The following is a 21,669-nucleotide window of genomic DNA, read 5'->3' on the forward strand; positions in this document are numbered from 1 at the left end:
TCAAGGTTTCAAACCTTGACATGGGTAAAAAACTATATATTTTTCTTGCTTAAACGGATACTGTAGATGGTTATTAAAACCGTAACCAACAGGAACAAAGCTCCTATCCATGGTGTACTTGCCAGTCCTAAAGAGGATGTCACAATCATTCCTCCTGCATAAGATCCGATGGCAATACCAATATTAAAAGCAGCAATATTAATCCCCGAAGCAACGTCTTCAGTTCCGGGCAGTTCTTTTTCTGCAATCTGGACTACCAACAGCTGAAGTCCGGGAACCGAAGCAAATGATAATGCTCCCAGAAGAAAAAGTGTAACGATACTGAAAACCGGGCTGTTTACGGTGAAATAAAATGCCAGCAGTACCAGTCCTTGTGCAGCAAACATCCATAAAAGGGCATTCAGAGGATTTTTATTGGCTACTTTTCCTCCAATCAGGTTTCCTAAAGCAATCGCAATTCCATAAATCAAAAGAATAAAAGTGACTGTAGATTCCTGAAATCCTGTAATTTTCTGTAAAATAGGTGACAGATACGTAAATACCACAAACGTACCTCCATATCCCATTGCGGTCATTAAAAAAGCAAATATCAAACGCTTGTTGCCCAGTACTTTAAACTGGCTTTTTAAAGAAGCTGTTTTTCCATTCTTAAGATTTTTAGGCACCAATAATAAACTGGCAAACAATCCGATAATTCCAAGGATCAAAACGCCGATGAAAGTCGCTCTCCAGCCGAAATGCTGTCCTATGAATGTTCCCAGGGGAACTCCCGTTACTATGGCGAGTGTAAGCCCGGCAAACATGATGGAAATTGCGGTAGCTCTTTTCTCTTCAGGAACCAGTGAAGCTGCAATGGTAGAACCTATAGAAAAATAAACCCCATGGGCCAATCCTGTAAGTATTCTGGCCAGCACTAAAGTTATAAAGCTGGGAGCAATAGAAGCCAGCCCGTTTCCAATAACGAATAACAGCATGATCGATACCAGCAGCATCTTACGCGGCATTTTCCCTGTGAGTGCTGTTAAGATCGGTGCTCCGATAGCTACTCCTATCGCATAAAGACTTACCAGAAGCCCTGCTGAAGGAATGGTAATTCCAAGGTCTGAAGCTACTGTGGGAAGAAGTCCTACAATGACAAATTCCGTAGTTCCTATTCCGAAGGCACTTATTGTTAATGCCCATAAAGCAGCAGGAAGACCTCTTTTGGCTGTCTGTGCTTCAGTATTGATCTGTATTTCTTTTTGAAAATTCATTGTCTTGTAATTTTGTTGATATTGACAAGGCAAATTTCCGATGAATATTTGTATTATAAAAATTATTTAAATTCTATCAAAGTATCAGAATAATGATAGTTTTATTTTCCCTGTAAAATTTGTTTCTTTGCAACAATAATCAGCAGTTTTAATGAAGAAATCAGAAGCAACCCGTCTTACTATTCTCCAGAAAGCGTTCGAATTGATCTATGTGAAAGGTTTTCAGACTACAAGCATTGATGAAATTATTGCAACGACTCAGGTGACGAAAGGTGCTTTCTATTATCATTTTAAAACCAAAGATGAAATGGGGCTGGCAATTATCACAGATCTGATGAAACCCAACTTCAGAAAAACTTTCATTAACACTCTTCACAACAATCCGGATCCTTTAAAAAGCATTTATGATATCATGCACCATCTTTTGATGGAAAATGATTTTTTAAAAGTGGAATACGGCTGCCCTACTTCCAATTTTGTGCAGCAAATGGCTCCATGGCATAACGCCTTTACCCACGCTCTTCATGAACTGTCAAAAGAATGGGAACTGGCGCTTGCAGAAAGTATTGAAAGAGGTAAAAATGCCGGATTAATCAAAAAAGAAGTAAGTGCAAAAGAAGTGAGTGTTTTTGTGATTTCAGGGTATTGGGGAGTAAGAAATCTGGGCAAACTTGAAAATTCAAAAGAAGTATATCTCACTTATTTAAAAGGGCTTAAGTCTTATTTTAAAAGCCTTCAGTAATTTTTTTATTAAAAAACATACTAATTAGTATGTTTTTGTTTTACCTTTGCTCTGTTCAAAAAATAACCCATGTATCAAACCCTGACTTTTTTACATTCCCAAACCCGTTGGCTGGTTTTAATAAGTTTAGTCTACGCAATTTTCCGGGCTTTTAAAGGATATTTCTCAGACAGGAAATTTACAGCAACAGATAATTCTGTGAGACACTGGACCGCTACAATTGCTCATATCCAACTGATTACAGGAATGATTTTTTATCTCAAAAGCCCTGTGATTCAATACTTCTGGAAACATTTTAATGAAGCTAAAGATTCATTTGAACATCTGTTTTTCGGGTTAATCCATATCGTACTGATGATTACAGCGATTGTCATTATCACAATTGGTTCTGCGCTGGCTAAAAGAAAGCTTTCAGATAAAGAAAAATTCAAAACGATGGGCATTTGGTTTTCCTGTGCGCTGATCATTATTTTCATTGCCATTCCCTGGCCATTTTCTCCTTTTGCAAACAGACCTTATTTCAGATAATTATGATCAATTTATTTAAAACAAAAATCGGCAGACTGAGAATTCTGGCGATCCTGGAAGGAATTTCACTCCTGAGTTTGGTATTTATTGCTGTTCCGGTGAAATACTGGATGGGAAATCCCTTGTTTGTAAGGCTTATCGGCCCTGTTCATGGAACATTATTCCTGCTTTTCCTATTCAATACGTTGAGTGTGGGTGTAGAACAAAACTGGAAATTTAAAGAAATAACATGGAAGGTAATTCTTGCCTGCTTTATTCCGTTCGGAACCTTTTATATTGACAAAAAAATACTGAGCAAGCTATGAAAAGTATTCTCCTCATTTTGGGTGCAGTTTTTATTCTGTACATTGTGTATAGAGTTTACCGGTTGCAGACCTTGGACAACGGATTGCCCAAACTCATCAGAAAAGGAGCTGTTATTCTTGATGTAAGAACTGAAAAGGAATTCCAGACAGGACATATAGAAGGTTCCATTAATATTTCATTAGGGACAATCAGAGAACGGTATGTAGAACTGGATCCTGAAACAACATATATAACAGTATGTTCACACGGACTTCGAAGTGTAAAAGTTGAAATTATTCTGAAAGAAAAAGGATTTAAACGTGTATACAACGGAGGCGCGTGGAGTGATCTTCAGACAACATTAAGCAAGAAACAATAATCTTTCGATCATAATTTTAAGGAGAGATTAACTTTGAGCCGAATTTTATAAATAAATTAAGCTTAGGTACCACATTTTATTTCTTTTTGGTCGGGTATTTGAAAGACTTAAGCAAATTATTCATCATTCTGCTGAATAAATTTCTTTTAATTTACATTAATCACTTAAAATATTTAATATGTCAACAGAAAACCTTACCCACCTTGAAGCGATCAAAAAGATCAAAGAACTGTCAGAAAAAGCAAGAATATGTATGTTCTGTACAGAACTGGAAACCACTCCCATCAATTCAAGACCTATGACCCTTCAGGAAACAGACGACAGCGGAAATTTGTGGTTTATCAGCAGTGGAACCAGCAATAAGAATTTTGAAATCAAAGAAGACCGGAGAGTACAGTTGTTTTTTATGAACAACAGCGACTCCCAGTATCTTTCGGTGTATGGAGAAGCTTCTGTTTATAAGGACAAAGCAACCATAGAAGATAAATGGTCTCCAATGGCTAAGGCCTGGTTTGATGGTAAAGACGATCCCAATGTTACGATTATCCGTGTAGAACCTAAAGAAACCTATTACTGGGATACTAAAGCAGGAAAACTGGTAAGCCTGTTTAGTTTTGTTGCGGCCGCAATCACAGGCAACAAAACCGATAATTCCGACGGTGTGGAAGGAAATGCAACGATTTAGAAAGCTCTGAATAAGCAATACATTTTCCCACAGATTTTACAATAGGAAAACAAAAAAACGGCTCAAGAAATTGAGCCGTTTATACTACAAAATTAATACTGTTAATTTCTCACCTCTTCCATAGAAGCTCCAAAATTAATATGAAGCACATTGCCGTTAGGGGTCACTAAAGCGGGTACAGATTTTACTCCAGCCTTTTCCGCGTCCTCAATTTTGCTTCTGTCATTACCCAAATGGATAATTTCTACATTTTCCAAACCTATAAGGTTAACGATATCATGCTCAGCACTGATACATACAGGGCATCCTGCGTGGTAAAAAATGGATTTTTTCATAAGATTATACTGGATTGATAAGGGTTTTCATAATATTTTTTAATTCTTCGGTTTCTTTTTCGTGAAGCGGTTTCAGAGGGCTTCTCAGATTTCCCCCATCTTCACCCAGAATATTCAGACCTGATTTCACTGCTCGCGGCAATCCTTTGTTTACAATAAATTTTAAAAGGTCAAACTGCTGATAGAAAATCGTTTTTGCTTTTTCAAGATCACCTTCTTCCACCGCATGATAAAGGCTGATATTCAGTTCAGGAATAAGATTAGGAGCTGCTGTACACCAGCCTCTTGCTCCCGCGGAAAATGCCGCCAGAGCCAAAGGATTGGAACCGTTGTAGAATGCAACATCTTCCCCCAGTTCTCTTCTCAGGTAATGCATTCTCTGAACATCTCCTGTACTTTCTTTAATCATCGTTACGTTGGGAATTTCAAGCAGCCTTTTCAACAAAGCAGGAGACATATCTACTCCACTGGTTGCCGGATTATTGTATGCCATAATCGGAATAGATATTTTGCGTGCTACCGCATCATAATGCGTTACAATTTCGTCATCGGTAAGTTTCCAGTAGCTCATAGGAATGATCATCACCGCATCGGCTCCTGCTTTTTCTGCGAACTGAGCATGATGAATGGTTTTCTCTGTTGTAAGGTTGGAAACGCCTACAAGCGTTGGAATTCTGCCTTTTACCTGCTGTAAAGTAGCTTCCGTAACTTCTTCTTTTTCTTCGTCAGATAAATAAGGCATTACCCCTGTGCTTCCCAATGGAGCAATTCCGTGGCTTCCGGAAGTGATCAGTCTTTCTACCAGGTGTTTAAAAAGAGGAATATCTACTTTTTCATTTTGGTCAAAAGGTGTTATGGGATAAGCAATTATCCCTTTGAATGGAACATTTTTCATGTTTACTGATTTTAAAATTTGAAAATAATTTTAAACCATTAAGAAAGTATTAAGCTGTTAAGAGGATTAAGTAAGCTACGCTTTGAAAGGAAAAGTCATATCCGATATCAATAATTAACATACAAAATTCTTAACGGCTTAAAGCTCTGATATTAAAGGTCTCTGCCTTCTTCCTCTCTTAAGGCAACTCCCAAGTTCTGCAGCTGAGGCGCATTTTCACAGGCGATATATTTGGCAGGTTCCGTATCGCTGAGATTCTGGTGTTTATGCCATGCCCACGAAGGAATATATACCGCATCTGCGGCTTCCCAATATACTCTTTCATCTTCTACTTCTGTCCATCCTTTCCCTTCAATGACAAACAAAACGGTTTCATAGGTATGGCGGTGTCTGTTGGTTTGTTGTCCTGGGATAAGTCCGCCAATCGTCATGCTTACATTTTTACTCGGAAGATCTACAAAAAAAACCGGGTGTTTCCTTTCTGTTGAAAACTGATTGTGTTCTCCTGCATTTTCTACATTTTTATGAATCAGATGACTCGGTTTTACATACTTTGGTCTTGCAAAGGTTTCGTGGAAGTCTTTAGAACTGAATTGTTTCTTGTCCATGATTTTAAATTATTAGGGTTTTGTGCTTTATTGCATGACAAAATTATTCTATCTTTGGACTGTTTAAATGATTCAGTTTTTATATAAATAGATAGTCCAGATGTTGCGCCCTTGGAAATTAGAATTAGAAATTGATAAAAAGCTTGAAAAAGCAGTTTATCTACAGATTGCGGATACGATCATCTCTGATATACGTTCAGGAAGGTTAAAAACGGGAGATGCACTTCCGGGAAGCAGGAATCTTGCCCAGACCTTGAAAATTAACAGGAATACTGTTGTAGAAGCCTATCAGGTACTGATCAATGAAGAATGGGTAATTTCCAGAGAAAGGAAAGGGATTTTCGTATCGGAAAGACTCCCGGCTTTGCATGAAAAGAATGCAGAGGCATTACATAACCCATCTCATCAGCAGGTAATGTCTAATGGAATTGTAATCAATTTCGATGATGGACATCCCGACAGTAAAATTGCCCCTGTGACAGAGCTGGCCAGAGCCTACAGACAAATTTTCGGCATCAAAGCCAAGTGGCAGATGATGGGATATGGAAATGAACACGGTGACACAGAATTTAGAAAAATGATTTCTCAGATGCTCAACCACCAGCGTGGAATGCATATTCATGAAAATGAAATTTCCATTACAAGGGGCAGCCAGATGGGAATGTTCCTTACCGCTCAGACACTTTTAAATCCCGGAGACATGGTTATTGTAGAAGATCCAGGGTATCAGCCTGCATGGCAGGCATTTGAGTATGCAGGAGCAAAGCTTTTGTCGGTCCCTGTAGATCAGGAAGGAATCCATATGGAGACTGTTGAAAAGCTTTTAAAGCAACATCAGAATATTAAAGCCCTGTATATTACTCCTCACAGACAATACCCTACTACAGTTACTTTGAGTCTGGCAAGACGATTACAATTAATTGAGCTGTCCAACCAATACAATATAACCATTATTGAAGATGATTATGATAATGAGTTTCACTTCGGATACCGCCCTATTCTCCCCATTTCAAGCTTTCCTGAACTGAACAATTATGTATACATCGGAACTTTAAGCAAGGTGGTAGCTCCGGCTTTAAGGATCGGTTATCTGGCCACTAAAAATCAGGAATTATTAAAAAGAATTGGTGATCTGAGAAAAATTATTGATGTACATGGAGATGTTATCATGGAACAGGCAGTTCTCCAGCTGATTAAAGAAGGAGCCATAAAAAAGCACATCAGAAAAGCAACCGTTCATTACAAAAACAAAAGGGATTTTGTCTTTGAACTGTTGACAAAATATATGAAAGATATTGCCGATTTTACATTGCCTGAAGGTGGCCTTGCCTTTTGGATTGTTCCCAAAACAAGGCTGGATTGGGATGCTGTAACAAAGCTTTTACTGGAAAAAAATATTAAGATTATTCATCCTAAACAATACAGTAAAAGCCAGGCAAACGGATTCCGGTTAAGCTATGGAGCACTTTCTGAAGAGCAGCTGGAGCAAAGTATCCCTGTTATCGCAGAGATTATCTCGGGTTTTTAACTTCCATAGATTTACACGATATTTATATAATCAAAAAATCAAATATTTTTTAAACTTATTTGAACTTCTCAGCAGCTATCTGTCACTTAAGTGTTTTAACTTTTGTGGTTAAAGAAGTATTTTCTCCCACAGATTTCGCAGATTTACACGGATTTTTCTGTATACTTTTTTAAGCTAACTTAAGTGTTTTAAATATTTGTGATTTTGTTGTTTAGATTGGAAAACTATTCCACTTCAAAAACCGCCTGAATCTCTACGGAAGAGCCCACAGGAATGGAAGAAGCTCCCAAGGTAGCTCTGGCATGTTTTCCTTTTTCCCCGAAAATTTCAACAGCCAGATCAGAAGCCACATTCATCAGATCAGCATGTTTTGTATAATCATCTTTTGTATTGAAAATTCCCGTGAGCTGCACGCATTGTTTTACTCTGCTCAAGTCTCCTCCTACAGCTTCATTTAACACTGAAATCACATTCAGCATGGTTACTTTTACAGCATCTTTTACCTGCTGCTCATTCACTTCAACACCTAATTTACCCGGATTGAAAATTTTACCGTCTTTTAAAGCAACCTGATTGATAAATACAAGATTTCCGGAACGGACGAACGGCTGATAATTTCCCGCCGGCTTTGGAACCTGTGGAAGAATAATGTTTTTCTGTTTTAATATTTCACTGAAATTCTGATGATTTTCCTTAACAGCCACCATTTTTTTAGATTGCGTATCTTTTAATGCCAATGCTATTTTTGCAAAATTTCTTCCCTGAATTTCAGCCATATTCCGCTCTCCTTTCGTAGGTCTTTCCACATCTTTTAAAGAAGCCATGCTGGTAATTCCCAAAACAGTATTTCCTTGCGGAATGGCTTTGTTCAGTTCTTCTGTTCCACGTATTCCATTAGACACGAGAACCATTCCGTGGACGGCAAGGCTGTTCCAGAACGCCTGAAGAGCAAGCTCCTTTCCTGCTCCGCTTCCGGCAGACATAAAAACAGTAGCCGGAACTCCTTCCAGCGCATGATTGGTCCAGAGCTGAACAGTTCCGGATAAAAATTCACTCATTCCTGTGCTGATATTTCCGAAATAAACCGGGGAACCAAAAGCGATTCCATCATAATGGGCCAGCTCATCTGGTGTTGCAACCGGAAGATTTTTCAGGTTTGGATTTTGTGAGGCTTTGACAAGTTTTATATGGGAAACTGCGTTATTTTCACTTTCAATTCCTTTGGCGAGTTCCTTAGCCAGTTCGTAGGTTCCGCCATTGTCCGAATGAATAAGAACCAGTATGTTAGCTTTATTTTGTGCCATGATGTGGGTGGTATTTGATAATAAAATTAAGATAAAAAAAAGACATAGTTTTTTCATTCTGAATAAGATATAGGTTTTTTATGTGTTAAATCCTGTACCATGACAGTGACAGTACAAAATTACTATTGTCGTTTTTATTAAATTTGCCAAAATATACATTCAAAACGACAAAATGAAATGCGGACTGATTGAAAAAACGGAAAGCCACTTTGTAGATTCTATCAACAAGGAAGCTTATGTATGGTGTGAAAAAAACTGGAAACATGATGATTATGAGCACAAGCACAGCCGGGCTCAGCTCACTTTTGTGGAAGAAGGCTACCAATACTTCCATATCGGCCAGAAAATTTATCTTGTCCCCCAGCATCATGTCATATGGATTCCTTCGGAAAAAGCGCATAAGATCACTTCTGAGGCACAAACTGTAAATCTGATGGTATTCCTGTTCAAATCCGTTTTTGAAGATGAATTTTACCGGCATGTTCAGGTATTTGCTGTTCCTGCTGTTTTAAAGGAAATGCTTTTGTATGCCTCAAAATGGAACCAGTTATTGGATGAAAACGAAGAACAGGATCTGTTTTTTAAAGCTATTTTAAAAAGCCTTCCCAATTTCTGCAAAGAAAGCAGCAGTCTGCAGATTCCTGTTCCTACGGATTCAAGACTGATTCCTGTATGCAATGAAATTAATTCCAATTTTAAATATAATCCGGACATGGATGCTCTTGCCGAAAAAGCACAAATGTCTGTGAGGAGCCTCCAGAGAATTTTTAAAAATGAAACGGGAATTACGATACAGAAATACCTTCAGCTGACAAGGATTTTAAAAAGTATTGAACTGATAGATACCAGACAGTACACGTTGAGTGAAGTAGCCTATAAAGTGGGCTATCAGAGTTTATCAGCCTTTACATCGTCGTATTTTGCCATTATGCAGACAAAGCCGAAAGTGAATAAAAATCAAGGCGTTTCATCATGAGGCATATCAACGGGTTTTGATTCCGGAGAACCTTTTTCGCGAAGCCATATAGAGAGAAGAACCAGGGAAGCAACCGCCAGGAATTCACTCTGCCAGTTTTGAAAAGACTCAAACCAGAACCGAGATTCTGAAATGTATTGAATGGCCGTTACAGCAGGTTTATCTTTCATCATTTGTTCATCATTAAAATCCTTAAGACTGCCATAGAAATGCAAAATAAAGCTTGCCAGAAATAGAATTGCAAAAGCAAGTGATAAAGAATGTTTGTAGAGTTTCAGCCATATTCCGCCTTTTTTTACAGGCCATGGCGCTTTGGGATGTGGTACAGGTTCTTTGTCAACATCTTCCTCTTCTGTCATAGATTTTGATTCACTGGAGCCTTTTTGCCTCAGAGAAATCGTTAATAAAACATACAGCATCATCTGGAGAAATTCGCTTTCCCAGTTTTCAAAAGTAGCCTGTATAAAGTGACCGCTATGGATGTATTCACCGATCTTTAAAACAGGCTGGCCGTTTTCAATGAGTTCTTTATTTTCTGTTTTCCAGCCCATAAAAAACTGTCCTGCAAGAAAAATAATCATCAGAGTAATCAGAACAATACTTAAGCTGTTGCGATACAGGAAACTGGTGCGTGACATATTTCTGAGTTTAAAGGTTAGAGTTCAATATTTAAAGTTTAAAGTTTAAAGTTTAAAGTTTGGCGTTTATGAATCACGTTTTTGATAAGGGAATGCCTTCTGGAGGTTCTTTGTGGTGGGTCCGGTAAGGATTTTTCCGTTGACATTAAACCGTGAACCGTGACATGGGCAATCCCAGCTCAGCTCCGCACTGTTCCACCGGACTTCACATCCTGCGTGTGGACAGGTACTTCTGAGCAGATGTAAAGTGCCGTCATTTTCTTTGTAAAGAGCATAAGATTCTGATTCATATCTGATCACTTTCGCTTCACCTTCACCGACTTCAGAAAAAGACTCAATTTTCTCGGTTAAAATCTTATCTTTTATAAAATCAAAGGCCATAGTTGCCGTTTCTTTCACAAAATCTGAAAATCCTGCAACAGGTTTGATTCTGGAAGGATTGAACAGATCTCCATATTTACTTTTTCCTGTGAGGATAAGGTCATGAAGGATTTGTGACGAAAGTGTTCCGAAGATCATTCCGTTTCCTCTGAAGCCTGTAGCGGTAAAAATTCTTCCCTTGCTTCCCGGAAGTTTTCCAATGTACGGAAGCCCGTCTACGGGTTCGTAATATTGGCTGGACCAGCTGTAATGGACCGTTTCTACCTCAAAATATTTTCTGACATAATTTTCAAGTCTTGAAAAACATTCTCCGGTATCATCAGCATGTCCTGTTTTGTGATCTTCACCTCCTGCAATCAATAGATTTTCGCCTTCAATATTCTGAATACGGTAATAGTGATAGGGTTCACAAAGGTCATAACCAAGCTCCCACGGATATTTGTCATTTTTCATGGTAAAAGCCATGGCATAACTTCTGTAGGGAGCATTTGTAAAATGAAGAAGATTGACTCCAGGCGGAATATGGGTAGCATAGACTACATTTGAGGCCTTTATTTCCCCTTTTGAAGTTTTTAAAACTACAAAATCATTTTGCTCATCATGTTCTTCACAATGGCAGTTTTCTACAATAGAGCCGCCCAGTTTTATAAAAGCTTCGCAGAGCGCCTTACTATATTTTACAGGATGAAAATGCCCCTGCCCGGGAATAAGCACCGCTTCTCTGAATGGAATGGGAAAAGGAATTTCATTCACATAACTCATTTCATGACCTACCTTGGCTGCTCCTTCTACAATATCTTTCAACTGTTCTTCCTGTTTTTCATCTAGGGCAAAAAGGTAAGCTGACTTTCTTGTGAAATCACAACTGATCTGATATTTCTGAATATTACCTTCAATAATACTGATGGCATCAGTTCCGGATTGTGCATACAGTTTGGCATTATCCAGTCCAAAATCACGGATAGCCTGATTAAAGGTTGTATCAAAAAAATCGTTCAAATGAGCTGTTGTGCCACCTGTAGTTCCAAATCCTATATTGGCTGCTTCAAGAATAACACATTTCTTTCCGGATTCCTGAAGTTTAAGTGCTGTTGAAACTCCTGTAATTCCACCTCCTACAATGGCAACATCAAATAATGAGCTGAGATCCGTTTCTGTAGAAAATTTTCTGATCTCTTCCTGCCAAATACTTTTTCTTGCACCGTCTCTGTACATTATCAGAATATTTTATTGTTAAACTTATCTGATACTCAGGGTATCACTTTCGGGCAGACCGGATTTATCGGTATTGGACGAACTGCTTTTCTGATCCCTTTTCTTGTTTTCGTCTTCATCAATATTACATCGGCAGGAAGTAAAAGCAAAAAGGCTGATAACGCCTAAAATAAGTGCTGTAGTTTTCATATTTTAACTATTTTGATGTTTATACTTTTATATACTTTAACCATTTACTATCAGTCCTCCATTGGGGTGCAGTACCTGGCCCGTAATCTGTGACGCATCATCACCTGCCAGAAACAGGAAACTTAAAGCGATTTCTTCAGGAGTAGCATTTCTCTCCAAAGGAGGTTTATTGGGGTTTTCTTTCTTTTCATCAAAAGTTTCTTCGGTAAGTGGTGTAGCCACTGGTCCCGGAGCAACGGCATTGATCCTGATTCCCCTGGGTTTTGCCTGCAGTGCCAGAGAACGGGTGAAGGAAACAATAGCGCCTTTTGTTGCAGAATAATCAAGGAGTTCAGGATGTCCCTGATAGGCGGAAACGGAAGTGGTATTGATAACGCAGCTTCCTTCTTTTAAATAGGGGAATACTACTTTTGTTAACAAAATCATTCCGACAATATTGGAATCAAAAGTCTGTCTGATGTTTTTCTCTTCAAGCTGCTCAATACTTTCTGCAGGAAACTGAATTCCGGCATTATTAATGAGAATATCAATTTTTCCGAATGCCGAGATCACTTCTTTTACCGTTTCTTCACAAAAATCGTAATCATTGATATCTCCTTTGAAAATGATACATTTTCTATTCAGATTCTCAATTTCCGCTTTTGTTCTTCCGGCGTCGTTGTCACTGGAATGATAAATAATGGCAATATCTGCACCTTCCAGGGCAAAAAGAAGGGCAACAGCCTTTCCTATTCCGCTGTCTGCACCGGTAATCAAAACTGTTTTATTGTCTAATTTTCCTATCATAAGTCTTTTTATTTTTCTGTTGAAGGTTTCTGCATTTCTGCCATTCTATGAGCCGCCATACTGTCACTGGCTATATTCGCCATTGCTACAGAAAGTTTGTTTTTTAACCCTGATATTATTTTATCATCACCATTCATCAGAGCATGGTAACCATCTGCAGCCACTTCTTCCGGCGATGCCAGATTATCTGGGTCTTCAAGTACTTTACTTCTGTTCATATCCGCTTTATTAAAGAAATCGGTATCGGTAGGTCCCGGTAACAGAGCCGTCACTGTAATTCCGGAATCTTTCAGCTCTTCACGGATGGCCTCAGACCATGATAATACAAATGCTTTAGTACCGTGATATACCGAATGCCACGGGCCGGGAGCTTTGCTGGCTACAGATGCCAGATTCAAAATCTTTCCTGACCCCTCGGGCAGCCGGTCCTTTAAAAACAGTTTGGTCAATATGATGACTGAAATGATATTTAACTGAACAATGTCTACTTCCCTGTGGATATCCGTATCCTGAAATTTCCCGTACACTCCCTGCCCGGCATCATTCACTAATATTTCAGGGCTTATTCCATTCATTTTTAATTCGGAATAAAGAGAATAGACTTCTTCCTGTAAGAATAAATTTTTGGAGATGCTGATTACATTCACTCCATAATTTTTGAGTTCATCGGCTTTTCTTTTCAGCTCTTCATGATCTCTGGCCACAATAACAAGATCATATCCGTTACTGGCAAATTTCTTTGCCAGTTCGTAGCCTATACCGCTGGTAGCACCTGTAATGAGTGCATATTGATTTTTGCGTTCCATAGATTTATTTTAAGATTAAAAGCCTGTTAAGTTCACTTTTAAAACACCCCAAAATAAATTCGGTGTAATATAGCTGGGCATTCAGGGCTTGAGTTTTAGGATGTAATTCCAGTTTTTTAGTCAGGATGATCTCACCTTTGTAAGAGAATGAGAAATAGGCAAAAATTTTATACCCGGAATTCCGGATTGGTGTACAGTATCCGGTTGTAGCGATAGACCAGTCGGATTCGTAAAGTTTTGCGACATTTAAAGCCATCGTCTCTGCAATATTCTCTGAAACGCAGTCACATTCTTCGGCCTCCTGTCTGTTAACCTTTAGTAGTTTTACTTTTTCCGGCAATGTGTAGGCTGTCATTCCTCCTTTGTAGAACATAGAAGCATTAGGCATCTGTGAAAAAGCCAGCTGCAAACATCCTGAAGTGACACTTTCTGCAATTGAAATGGTTTCATCCGTGGTCATCAGTGACTGACTTATATATTCGAGAAGATTTTTTTGAAAGTCCATACTATTAAATTTTGAGTGATTGGTTGATAATTTATTTTAAAAGCCTGTCAGCTTCCATGGGTCAAGAACGACCTTTACACATCCGTCTTCTTTTTTATCAAAAATTTCGTATCCTTTGCTTACTTCATCAAGAGATAAACGGTGGGTAATAACATCATCAAGAGTGATTTTTCCTGTCACCACATAATCCATGAGCTTGTCTATAATAGGATGAACATTGCACTGTCCTGCTTTAAGTGTAATTCCCTTGTCAAAAATCTGTCCAAGTCTGAAATTGTCATAATTAACGGGATAAACTCCCAGAACAGAAACAATGCCACCTCTCCTTACCGCACTCATGCATGCTTCCAGTACTTTGACAGAGCCTTTCTCAAAGTTTAAAACAGCTTTTGCACGGTCTATAAAACTTCTTTCCGGTTCAAAACCTACGGCTTCAATACATAGATCTGCACCCCGCCCGTCTGTCATATCCCTGATCTGTTCAATAGTGCTTTCAGCATCTTCCCACAAAATGGTTTCACATCCTGTAAGCATTTTGATTCTGTCTAATCTGTATTGAAGGGTATCAATTACAATAACTTTCTTTGCGTTATGAAGAACAGCACTTTTCGTGGCCATTGTCCCTACCGGGCCTGCTCCAAAAACCGCAACGGTTTCTCCTCCTTTAAGCTCTCCCCACATCACTCCTGTGTAGCCTGTGGGGAAAATATCAGTAAGAAATAAAACCTGTTCATCACTAAGGTTTTCCGGAACTTTTCTGGGCCCAAAATTCGCGTAGGGAACTCTTACATACTGGGCCTGGCCACCGTCATATCCTCCATACAGGTCGGTATATCCGAACAGAGCTCCGCCTTTTTCTTTAAAAATACCTCCTTCCGGGCCGTAATAATCGGGGTTGCTATGTTCACATGCGGTGGGAAGATCATGCTGGCAGAAGAAACAGCTTCCACAAGCAATGGGAAAAGGAACTACTACCCTGTCGCCTGCTTTCAGGTGACTGATGTTTTTCCCGGTTTCTTCTACGATACCCATAAATTCATGTCCCATTACCATGGGTCTGGCCTGCGGAATTCCTCCTGAATACATATGGAGATCACTGCCACAAATCGCTGTGGAAGTTACTCTCAGAATAATATCATTTTCATCCAGAATTCTGGGATCTTCTACGGTATCACAGGTAATATTACCTGGTGAATGAAAAACGGCTGCTTTCATAATCTAAATATTTAAAGTGATTGGTGTTGGTGTGAAGGGTGTTTTATGATTACGCGTTTCTCTCCTTTTCAAGATCCCAGACTCTGTGTTGGGCAATAGCCTGGATGAATTTATCTGCCGGATCTCCGTCTTCCCATGTAATGATTCCGGGATCCTCATGTTGTTTAGCGGCTACATTGGAATTGTGGTAAAGCACCTCCGTGTCTTTTCCGAAGTAAATTGCTTTACAGTGTTTATAAGCTTCATTGATGAAATGCAGAACCAGATGTTTGTTTTCAGCAATCATCAGCTCTTTTACGGAATCTTCTCCCGGGCAGATCGCAAGGGCATCAAAACAGACACTTGCCGTACTGCTAAGAGAATGTTTCGGAGTCAGTTCTGAACCGTCATTCAGTTTTACGGGAGCAACACTTGTTGCAATCAGTTCAACTCTGGCACCTTCTGCTTCAAGCTTTGCTTTAAGATCATTGACAGCTCCACCATCAGCACGGTTAGCCAGAATAAAGCCTATTTTCCGGCTCTTAATTGTATTTTTTACCGTATTCTTCATACTTAAAGCATCGGATATCTTTGTATGAGGTTCTCTTTCTTCGCTTTGAAGTTCTATCATATTACTATCTGCCGGCAGACTTTGATTGAGCCATTCCAGTTTTTTAACTTCCACTCCTAATTTTTCTGCTACCTTCCAGGCAAGATCCGTATCAATATAGGCAAGCTGTCCTACCAGTCTTTCCCTGATCTCAGGACGGGTTACTTTTGATAATTCAAAGACCAATGCATTCTGAAGGTGTGTTTTCTCCGGTGCAGACTGGCTGTTATAGAATAATTTTGCCTGTGAATAATGATCCACAAAACTTTTACTTCTTTCTCTGATCTTCACTCCGGAAACTCTTTCCTGCTGGGAGGTAAAGCCGCCTTCAGACATCATTGCCTGAAAAGGACATCCGCCGCCTATGGAATTTGGTTCATAGCTGCTTTTTCCTTTTACGATCTGCTGTCTCATATGACCATCTCTTTGGTTGTTATGAACCGTGTTGATAGATCTGTTGATCGGTATTTCATGGAAATTGGGAGAACCCAGTCTTGAAAGCTGGGTGTCGGTATATGAAAATAATCTTCCCTGTAGCAGCGGATCATTGGTGAAATCTATCCCAGGAATGATATGTCCCGGGTGAAATGCAATCTGCTCGGTTTCTGCAAAGAAATTATCCGGATTTCTGTTAAGTGTTAACGTTCCGAAGATTTCTACAGGGACTTCTTCCTCAGGAACTATTTTGGTAGGGTCGAGAAGATCAAAATCAAATTTGTGTTCATCCTCTTCGGGTATGAGCTGTACCCCGAAATCCCATTCCGGATAATCGCCATTTTCTATGGCTTCCCAAAGATCCCGCTTATGGAAATCAGAATCTACTCCTGAAATCATCTGAGCTTCGTTCCAGGCTACGGAATGAACGCCTAATCTGGGTTTAAAATGGAATTTTACAAAATGTACTTTTCCTGCCTCATTGATGAATTTAAAAGAATGTACTCCAAAGCCTTCCATCATTCTCAGACTTCTCGGAATTGCTCTGTCACTCATCAGCCACATGATCATGTGCATACTTTCGGGCATCAGTGAAATAAAATCCCAGAATGTATCATGAGCAGATGCAGCCTGCGGAATTTCATTGTCCGGCTCTGGTTTTACAGCATGCACAAGATCAGGAAACTTAATAGCATCCTGAATAAAAAATACCGGCATATTATTGGCAACCAGGTCATAATTTCCTTCTTCGGTATAAAATTTTACCGCAAAACCACGGACATCTCTCGCGAGATCGGTACTTCCTTTACTCCCTGCGACGGTTGAAAACCGTACAAAAACAGGTGTTTCTTTTCCCAGCTCTGTTAAAAATTTTGCTTTGGTGTATTCTGCAAGGCTTTTAGTAAGCTTAAAAACGCCATGTGCACCGGAGCCTCTGGCGTGAACTACCCTTTCAGGAATTCTCTCATGATCAAAGTGGGTAATTTTTTCCCGCAGGATAAAATCTTCCAGCAATGAAGGGCCACGTTCGCCAGCTTTTAAAGAATCCTGGTTGTTGTTGATCTTTAAGCCCTGATTGGTGGTCAGCTTTTCATTTTCATTGGAAGTGCTGTGTAGATCCAGCTGTTCTGCTTTTTTGTTGTGTTCGTTGGTGTTCATATTCATAATCTTTTTGTGGTTGGTGTATTTTCTTTCAAAAGCAGTTAAATAATGGGGCCGCAGCAATTAATCTGTCTTATTTCCCAGAATTTCAAGAAGTCTGTTGATATATTCTTCTTCCTTCAGAACTTTGTAATACGCTGTTTTGGCATACAAGGTGAAGGCAGGAGACTCATATCTTATTTCAGCATCCAAATCTGTGGTTTTCGTTGTGTTATTAAAATGAAACTCACGGATATTGAGGATGTATTCTTCCATATAATTGTCTATCACTCCTTTCAGGACTTCACAGGTAGCATTATTTTTAATCTTTTCTAAAGACTTGATCAGAAAAGCTGTAACTCCGTAAGAATTCATAATAGACGGAAATAAAGACTCATTCTCTATTGCATTATTTTTATCATTCAGGCCGGAATGTTGTAAAGTGTCGTTTTCAAAAGTCATATTTAAGAATGGTTTTTAGTTATTAGAAGCTTCCAGATATTTTTCAAAATAATGAAGGTCATTTTTATCTTTTATGGATAAATAAAACATGATCTGTTCCGGTTCTTTTAATCCGATACTGCCGAAGCAGTCGAAGTGAGCAATTAATGCCTGTATATTTTCAATATCAATATCTTTCAGAATAATAAATAAAAGAAAAATATTTTTTTTGATCTCTTTTGCATAGATTGCTGCCCCGTCTTCAAAACACTTCCCGGTATTCGGTATTTTTATAAAATCCTTATGTCTCAGTGTCTTTATTATTTTCTGGCATTCCATATATTTTGATTTCATGATTAAAATAAGCCATATAGAACAAGCTACATGGCTTATTACATAGTTTTAGTCTTCCTGTTCTGCATCAAAGTTGATGGATGTTTCTGCAATATCTGTAAGATAAGAATCGGTGTCTTCTTCTTCCTGAAGCGTTCTTTCAAGCAAATCGGCTGCCTTATCATGTCCCATAGTTATGGCAAGCTGGGCCAATCCGCCATAAGTGGCAATTTCGTAATGTTCTACTTTCTGTGCTGCAATAATAAGGGCAACATCTCTTGTTGCAGTGCCGTCTTCTGTAGCTTTGATGACTTCTTCCCCTTCTTCAATAATCCCTTTGATAGCCTTGCATTCTTTCTGTTCAGGCTTTTCATCAATGAGTTTGAAAACTTTTTCCAAACGCTTAACATGTTTTTGAGTCTGAAGGTGATGGTCTTCAAAAGCATCTTTCAATTCTTCAGCAGTAGCTGCTTCCTGCATTTTTTCCAATGCATCCAGAATGGCATTTTCAGCAAAATAAATGTCCTTCAGGGCACTCACAAAGAACTTGTGAAGGGGTGAATTTTTCATTTCATCCTGGTTGACAGTTGTCTTGTCTGCCGTACCTTTTTTGGTGGCAGAAACTGCCGTATTGGTTTCTAATATTTTATTGGGCATGGTGTAAATGGTGTTTGTTATTAAAGGATTACCTCTTTATATATGGCTAAAGAGGCAATCCTGGAAAAAGAATTATGAATTACGTCTGCCTCCGAATCCGGAACGACCTGAAGATCTTCCGCCTCCGTGGGAAGCTTGGCCTCCCATTCTGGCTATTCTTGTACGCTCAGATTTACTCATTGCAGCAAATCCTCTTCTTGAACTTCCTGAATTAGAGTTGGAGTTCGAGCCTCCTCTTCCTGAGCTGTTACTGTTGTTTCCTGATCTGGATGAACCTCCTCTTCCTGAATTGGAACCTGAAGATCTGCCTCCTCCATGAGAAGCCTGACCTCCCATTCTGGCTATTCTTGTACGCTCAGCTTTACTCATGGAAGCGAAACCTCTTCTTGAAGTACCATCTCCTGATGATGACCTGCCTCTGCCTCCTGATCTGGAGCCGGAACCAGAACTTGAACGTCCGCGGGAACCACCACCGGAGTTTCCTCCACGAGAACCACCTCTACCAGAAGTAAATCTTCCCTGGCTGTCTCTCTGCTGGTTACCGTTTCCGCCTCTGGAACCACCTCTTCCTCCTCTACGGCCTCTCTGATCATCATCATCGTCTTCTTCTTCGTCGTCATAATCATCATCTTCTTCATCATCATAATCGTCGTCGTATTCATCATAATCATCTTCATCGTAGTCATCGTCATAATCCTCATTTTCATTATCAAAATAATTTTCATATTCTGAAAAATCATCATCATAATCTTCATCTCTGGTTGCATCGTTGAAACCATGATCATATCCTAACTGATATACTTCTTCAAGGTTTTCTGATGAATGTGACTGTCCTCTTGAACTGCGGTTTCTTGAATTTCTAGTGTTCATAACTGAATTTTTTTTATTAATATTTAGTGATGTGTATTGCAGCCCGTGACTAGTATTAGACGGCAACAGTTGGATGTCGGTAATTTTAAAATGATAATAAAAGCAAATGCTTTTTACGTTCCTTTTTTACTAAGGTTTAGAAAATTGGATTGAAAATTTATATTTCAAATGTACGTCAGAATAATTCACTTTTTTATGACCTGGATCATGTTAATGCGGATTAATACAAAATTTTTCAGTCATTTATGATAATTCTGCCAGATTTTTTCATCTTTTCAAGAGCCCGGAATACATTTTCCATATGCATGTCCGTAGGATTGACAATCTGTTGTCCTGCCAATTCAATGTGGAATATTTTAGACAGTCTTCATGGTGATAGCTTTTCAGGTAATCCGGTAAACCTTTCAGCCTCCGCACAGCATTTTCTGATGCAAGACTCTGTCCCATTTTTAAAGTATAATAGATTTCCTGCGATAAGCAGGCATTCACTTCCATTGAAAGATAAGGATTCCCGTCTGTCATTTCAAAGAAAATATTTTTGGAAAGTCTTATAATACGGGAATCCTTTTTTTTGAAAACTGATTCCCGTTTTTTATAGTTCCTGTCCTCTGCACTCATGGAGTACAGGAGACTTTCATCAATATTCATACAGCTTATCGTTTTCATATCTTCAGAAAGATTTAAATGAAAAAAATCACAAAATTTTCTATGTCAAATGAATGCTAATATAAAATTTTACGATTTTCAATTCTTACGATTTTATCCCTTTCCATATGTTTGATGGTCCTTATTGCGGTTTCTACACACAAACCTGTAAGACTAGCCATCTGTTGTCTAGTTAAAGGAATCAGGAATGAATAAGGACGTGCATCTTTCTGGAAACTCTTCAAATAATCCATCAGTCCTCTAAGTCGTATCGAAGGATTTTGCGATGAAAGATTCTGCATCATGATGAATTTATAGTAAAGGCGTTCGGAGAGAAAACTGTTGACCTCCATGTATAATTCGGGGTTTTGGTTCAGCAGATTGAAAAAAATGGATTTATGAAGCCTTAAAACAGTACATTCTGTAATAGCTTCAGCATTCATAGGATAAGGTTTTTCTATAAAAAGAATAGATTCTCCACAGCTTTCTCCGTCGGATAAAATATTCTGAATAAATTCTTTTCCTTCCTCATTATAATTATTGAGTTTTACTTCTCCGTTAATAATCTGGTAGTAGTAATTGGGTATATCCCCCTCGCAGAATATCACTTCTGAAGGGTTATAGTGTCTCGTTTCTGCTCCCGCTGAAATCAAAATGTTTTCGTCGATAACCATAATAGTTGTTTTTGGTGTTGTTTTCTTCTTCTCCTCTTCTTAATCTTAGTAAAATATATATTGGTAATCGATACTTAATGAGTGCAAAAAGTACACCTTAATGATTGTTTTAAAAGTTAAAAAAAGTTAAAAATATTAATAACTCTAATTGTATATTTTATTTATTGGTTAAGTATTACCACTAAAAATGCAATTAAATTGATTTTTTGATACCACATATTTAAGCTGTAATTTCAACAATTTGTAGAAATACAAAATAATAAAACCCATTTTTACTTAATAAAAACGGGTTTTTCAAAGTAATAACAGAAAAAACTGCTATTTCTTTGGAATTTTATTTTTAGGGGTTGTCGTGGTATCTGTAAGTTTTTCTGAGGAAACCGTATCACTGTGTACTGTATCGGAAGGGATTGGATTTACCGTGGAAACAGAATCCGTTCTGATGGTATCAGCTATGACAGTATCTGTTGTAACATTGGTTTCTGTTTTGGATTCTTTTTTACAGCTCAGGACCATAAATCCTATAAGCAGGCTTGATATAATAAACTTCATAATGCTCTATTTTGTGGTGATGTATCAAAAATAGACTATTGTGAAGCCGTTTTCTTATGACTTGAGTCATAATGCTTTAT

At 38.6% G+C, this 21,669-nt stretch carries 27 protein-coding genes; 7 read left to right on the top strand and 20 right to left on the bottom strand.

Features of this window, described 5'->3' with window-relative positions; all coding sequences use genetic code 11:
* Nucleotides 1-32: 32 nt before the first annotated feature.
* Nucleotides 33-1,253 (bottom strand): MFS transporter, encoded by a 1,221-nt coding sequence (locus AC59HC_RS12975; RefSeq protein ID WP_496558758.1) that lies wholly within the window; start codon nt 1,251-1,253, stop codon nt 33-35.
* A gap of 151 nt (nt 1,254-1,404) precedes the next feature.
* Here AC59HC_RS12975 and AC59HC_RS12980 point away from each other — a divergent pair, with 151 nt between their 5' ends.
* The 5 genes from AC59HC_RS12980 (at nt 1,405) to AC59HC_RS13000 (ending at nt 3,872) form a co-directional block, all read left to right on the top strand.
* The gene (locus AC59HC_RS12980; protein WP_496558759.1) at nt 1,405-1,995 is read left to right on the top strand and encodes a TetR/AcrR family transcriptional regulator; all 591 of its coding nucleotides are present in this window, start codon (nt 1,405-1,407) and stop codon (nt 1,993-1,995) included.
* 69 nt (nt 1,996-2,064) lie between these two features.
* Entirely contained in the window at nt 2,065-2,523 is a 459-nt protein-coding gene (locus AC59HC_RS12985; RefSeq protein ID WP_496558760.1) for a hypothetical protein, read from the top strand.
* A 2-nt stretch (nt 2,524-2,525) separates the two neighbouring features.
* Nucleotides 2,526-2,828: a DUF3817 domain-containing protein gene (locus AC59HC_RS12990; protein WP_227942072.1), complete on the top strand. Its 303-nt coding sequence runs from the start codon at nt 2,526-2,528 to the stop codon at nt 2,826-2,828.
* Nucleotides 2,825-3,187 (top strand): rhodanese-like domain-containing protein, encoded by a 363-nt coding sequence (locus tag AC59HC_RS12995; RefSeq protein ID WP_227942071.1) that lies wholly within the window; start codon nt 2,825-2,827, stop codon nt 3,185-3,187. Before AC59HC_RS12990 ends, AC59HC_RS12995 begins: the two co-directional genes overlap by 4 nt.
* A gap of 178 nt (nt 3,188-3,365) precedes the next feature.
* A complete protein-coding gene (locus AC59HC_RS13000) occupies nt 3,366-3,872 on the top strand; it encodes a pyridoxamine 5'-phosphate oxidase family protein (RefSeq protein WP_227942070.1) in 507 nt (168 codons plus the stop codon).
* A gap of 101 nt (nt 3,873-3,973) precedes the next feature.
* Here the strand turns inward: AC59HC_RS13000 and AC59HC_RS13005 are convergent, their stop codons facing one another.
* The 3 genes from AC59HC_RS13005 to AC59HC_RS13015 all read right to left on the bottom strand — a co-directional run bounded on the left by AC59HC_RS13005 (nt 3,974) and on the right by AC59HC_RS13015 (nt 5,710).
* On the bottom strand, nt 3,974-4,207 hold the full coding sequence (locus tag AC59HC_RS13005) for a thioredoxin family protein (RefSeq protein WP_496558761.1): 234 nt from the start codon (nt 4,205-4,207) through the stop codon (nt 3,974-3,976).
* 4 nt (nt 4,208-4,211) lie between these two features.
* Nucleotides 4,212-5,102, bottom strand: coding sequence for a dihydrodipicolinate synthase family protein (locus AC59HC_RS13010; protein WP_227942068.1), 891 nt, complete (start codon nt 5,100-5,102; stop codon nt 4,212-4,214).
* A gap of 152 nt (nt 5,103-5,254) precedes the next feature.
* Entirely contained in the window at nt 5,255-5,710 is a 456-nt protein-coding gene (locus AC59HC_RS13015; RefSeq protein WP_496558762.1) for a cupin domain-containing protein, read from the bottom strand.
* A 100-nt stretch (nt 5,711-5,810) separates the two neighbouring features.
* Between AC59HC_RS13015 and pdxR the strand changes: the two genes are divergently transcribed.
* Nucleotides 5,811-7,238, top strand: a complete 1,428-nt coding sequence (pdxR, locus tag AC59HC_RS13020) for a MocR-like pyridoxine biosynthesis transcription factor PdxR (RefSeq protein ID WP_429814681.1) — start codon at nt 5,811-5,813, stop codon at nt 7,236-7,238.
* Nucleotides 7,239-7,462: 224 nt separating this feature from the next.
* Here pdxR and AC59HC_RS13025 read toward each other — a convergent pair whose 3' ends face one another.
* Nucleotides 7,463-8,599 (bottom strand): Atu1372/SO_1960 family protein, encoded by a 1,137-nt coding sequence (locus AC59HC_RS13025; RefSeq protein WP_496558763.1) that lies wholly within the window; start codon nt 8,597-8,599, stop codon nt 7,463-7,465.
* A gap of 115 nt (nt 8,600-8,714) precedes the next feature.
* Here AC59HC_RS13025 and AC59HC_RS13030 point away from each other — a divergent pair, with 115 nt between their 5' ends.
* On the top strand, nt 8,715-9,518 hold the full coding sequence (locus AC59HC_RS13030; RefSeq protein WP_496558764.1) for an AraC family transcriptional regulator: 804 nt from the start codon (nt 8,715-8,717) through the stop codon (nt 9,516-9,518).
* On the opposite strand, the gene AC59HC_RS13035 is transcribed toward AC59HC_RS13030, so the two are convergent.
* The 15 genes from AC59HC_RS13035 to AC59HC_RS13105 all read right to left on the bottom strand — a co-directional run bounded on the left by AC59HC_RS13035 (nt 9,500) and on the right by AC59HC_RS13105 (nt 21,589).
* A complete protein-coding gene (locus AC59HC_RS13035) occupies nt 9,500-10,156 on the bottom strand; it encodes a DUF6766 family protein (protein ID WP_496558765.1) in 657 nt (218 codons plus the stop codon). The two genes, AC59HC_RS13030 and AC59HC_RS13035, sit on opposite strands and share 19 nt — an antisense overlap.
* A gap of 66 nt (nt 10,157-10,222) precedes the next feature.
* Nucleotides 10,223-11,752: an FAD-dependent oxidoreductase gene (locus AC59HC_RS13040; RefSeq protein ID WP_496558766.1), complete on the bottom strand. Its 1,530-nt coding sequence runs from the start codon at nt 11,750-11,752 to the stop codon at nt 10,223-10,225.
* 24 nt (nt 11,753-11,776) lie between these two features.
* Entirely contained in the window at nt 11,777-11,941 is a 165-nt protein-coding gene (locus AC59HC_RS13045; RefSeq protein ID WP_157885741.1) for a hypothetical protein, read from the bottom strand.
* 36 nt (nt 11,942-11,977) lie between these two features.
* Entirely contained in the window at nt 11,978-12,727 is a 750-nt protein-coding gene (locus AC59HC_RS13050; protein ID WP_110008865.1) for an SDR family oxidoreductase, read from the bottom strand.
* 8 nt (nt 12,728-12,735) lie between these two features.
* Nucleotides 12,736-13,533, bottom strand: coding sequence for an SDR family NAD(P)-dependent oxidoreductase (locus AC59HC_RS13055; protein WP_496558767.1), 798 nt, complete (start codon nt 13,531-13,533; stop codon nt 12,736-12,738).
* A gap of 4 nt (nt 13,534-13,537) precedes the next feature.
* Nucleotides 13,538-14,038, bottom strand: a complete 501-nt coding sequence (locus tag AC59HC_RS13060; protein WP_110008863.1) for a CinA family protein — start codon at nt 14,036-14,038, stop codon at nt 13,538-13,540.
* Nucleotides 14,039-14,074: 36 nt separating this feature from the next.
* Nucleotides 14,075-15,253, bottom strand: coding sequence for a zinc-dependent alcohol dehydrogenase (locus AC59HC_RS13065; RefSeq protein ID WP_496558768.1), 1,179 nt, complete (start codon nt 15,251-15,253; stop codon nt 14,075-14,077).
* 49 nt (nt 15,254-15,302) lie between these two features.
* On the bottom strand, nt 15,303-17,441 hold the full coding sequence (locus AC59HC_RS13070) for a catalase (protein ID WP_496558769.1): 2,139 nt from the start codon (nt 17,439-17,441) through the stop codon (nt 15,303-15,305).
* Nucleotides 17,442-17,501: 60 nt separating this feature from the next.
* Complete coding sequence (locus AC59HC_RS13075) at nt 17,502-17,879, bottom strand: hypothetical protein (protein WP_110008860.1); 378 nt, start codon at nt 17,877-17,879, stop codon at nt 17,502-17,504.
* Nucleotides 17,880-17,894: 15 nt separating this feature from the next.
* On the bottom strand, nt 17,895-18,212 hold the full coding sequence (locus AC59HC_RS13080; protein ID WP_202840211.1) for a hypothetical protein: 318 nt from the start codon (nt 18,210-18,212) through the stop codon (nt 17,895-17,897).
* Nucleotides 18,213-18,260: 48 nt separating this feature from the next.
* A complete protein-coding gene (locus tag AC59HC_RS13085) occupies nt 18,261-18,848 on the bottom strand; it encodes a ferritin-like domain-containing protein (protein ID WP_429814697.1) in 588 nt (195 codons plus the stop codon).
* Nucleotides 18,849-18,920: 72 nt separating this feature from the next.
* Nucleotides 18,921-19,718 carry a KGG domain-containing protein gene (locus tag AC59HC_RS13090; RefSeq protein ID WP_496558770.1) on the bottom strand — a complete coding sequence of 266 codons (798 nt, stop codon included), beginning with the start codon at nt 19,716-19,718 and terminating at the stop codon, nt 18,921-18,923.
* Between the two features lie 267 nt (nt 19,719-19,985).
* Nucleotides 19,986-20,384, bottom strand: a complete 399-nt coding sequence (locus AC59HC_RS13095) for a hypothetical protein (RefSeq protein ID WP_411413206.1) — start codon at nt 20,382-20,384, stop codon at nt 19,986-19,988.
* A gap of 56 nt (nt 20,385-20,440) precedes the next feature.
* Nucleotides 20,441-21,037, bottom strand: a complete 597-nt coding sequence (locus tag AC59HC_RS13100; RefSeq protein ID WP_202840207.1) for a Crp/Fnr family transcriptional regulator — start codon at nt 21,035-21,037, stop codon at nt 20,441-20,443.
* A 318-nt stretch (nt 21,038-21,355) separates the two neighbouring features.
* Nucleotides 21,356-21,589, bottom strand: coding sequence for a hypothetical protein (locus AC59HC_RS13105; protein WP_202840206.1), 234 nt, complete (start codon nt 21,587-21,589; stop codon nt 21,356-21,358).
* Nucleotides 21,590-21,669 lie beyond the last annotated feature (80 nt).

It is taken from the genome of Chryseobacterium sp. DZ-32 (genome assembly GCF_059587025.1).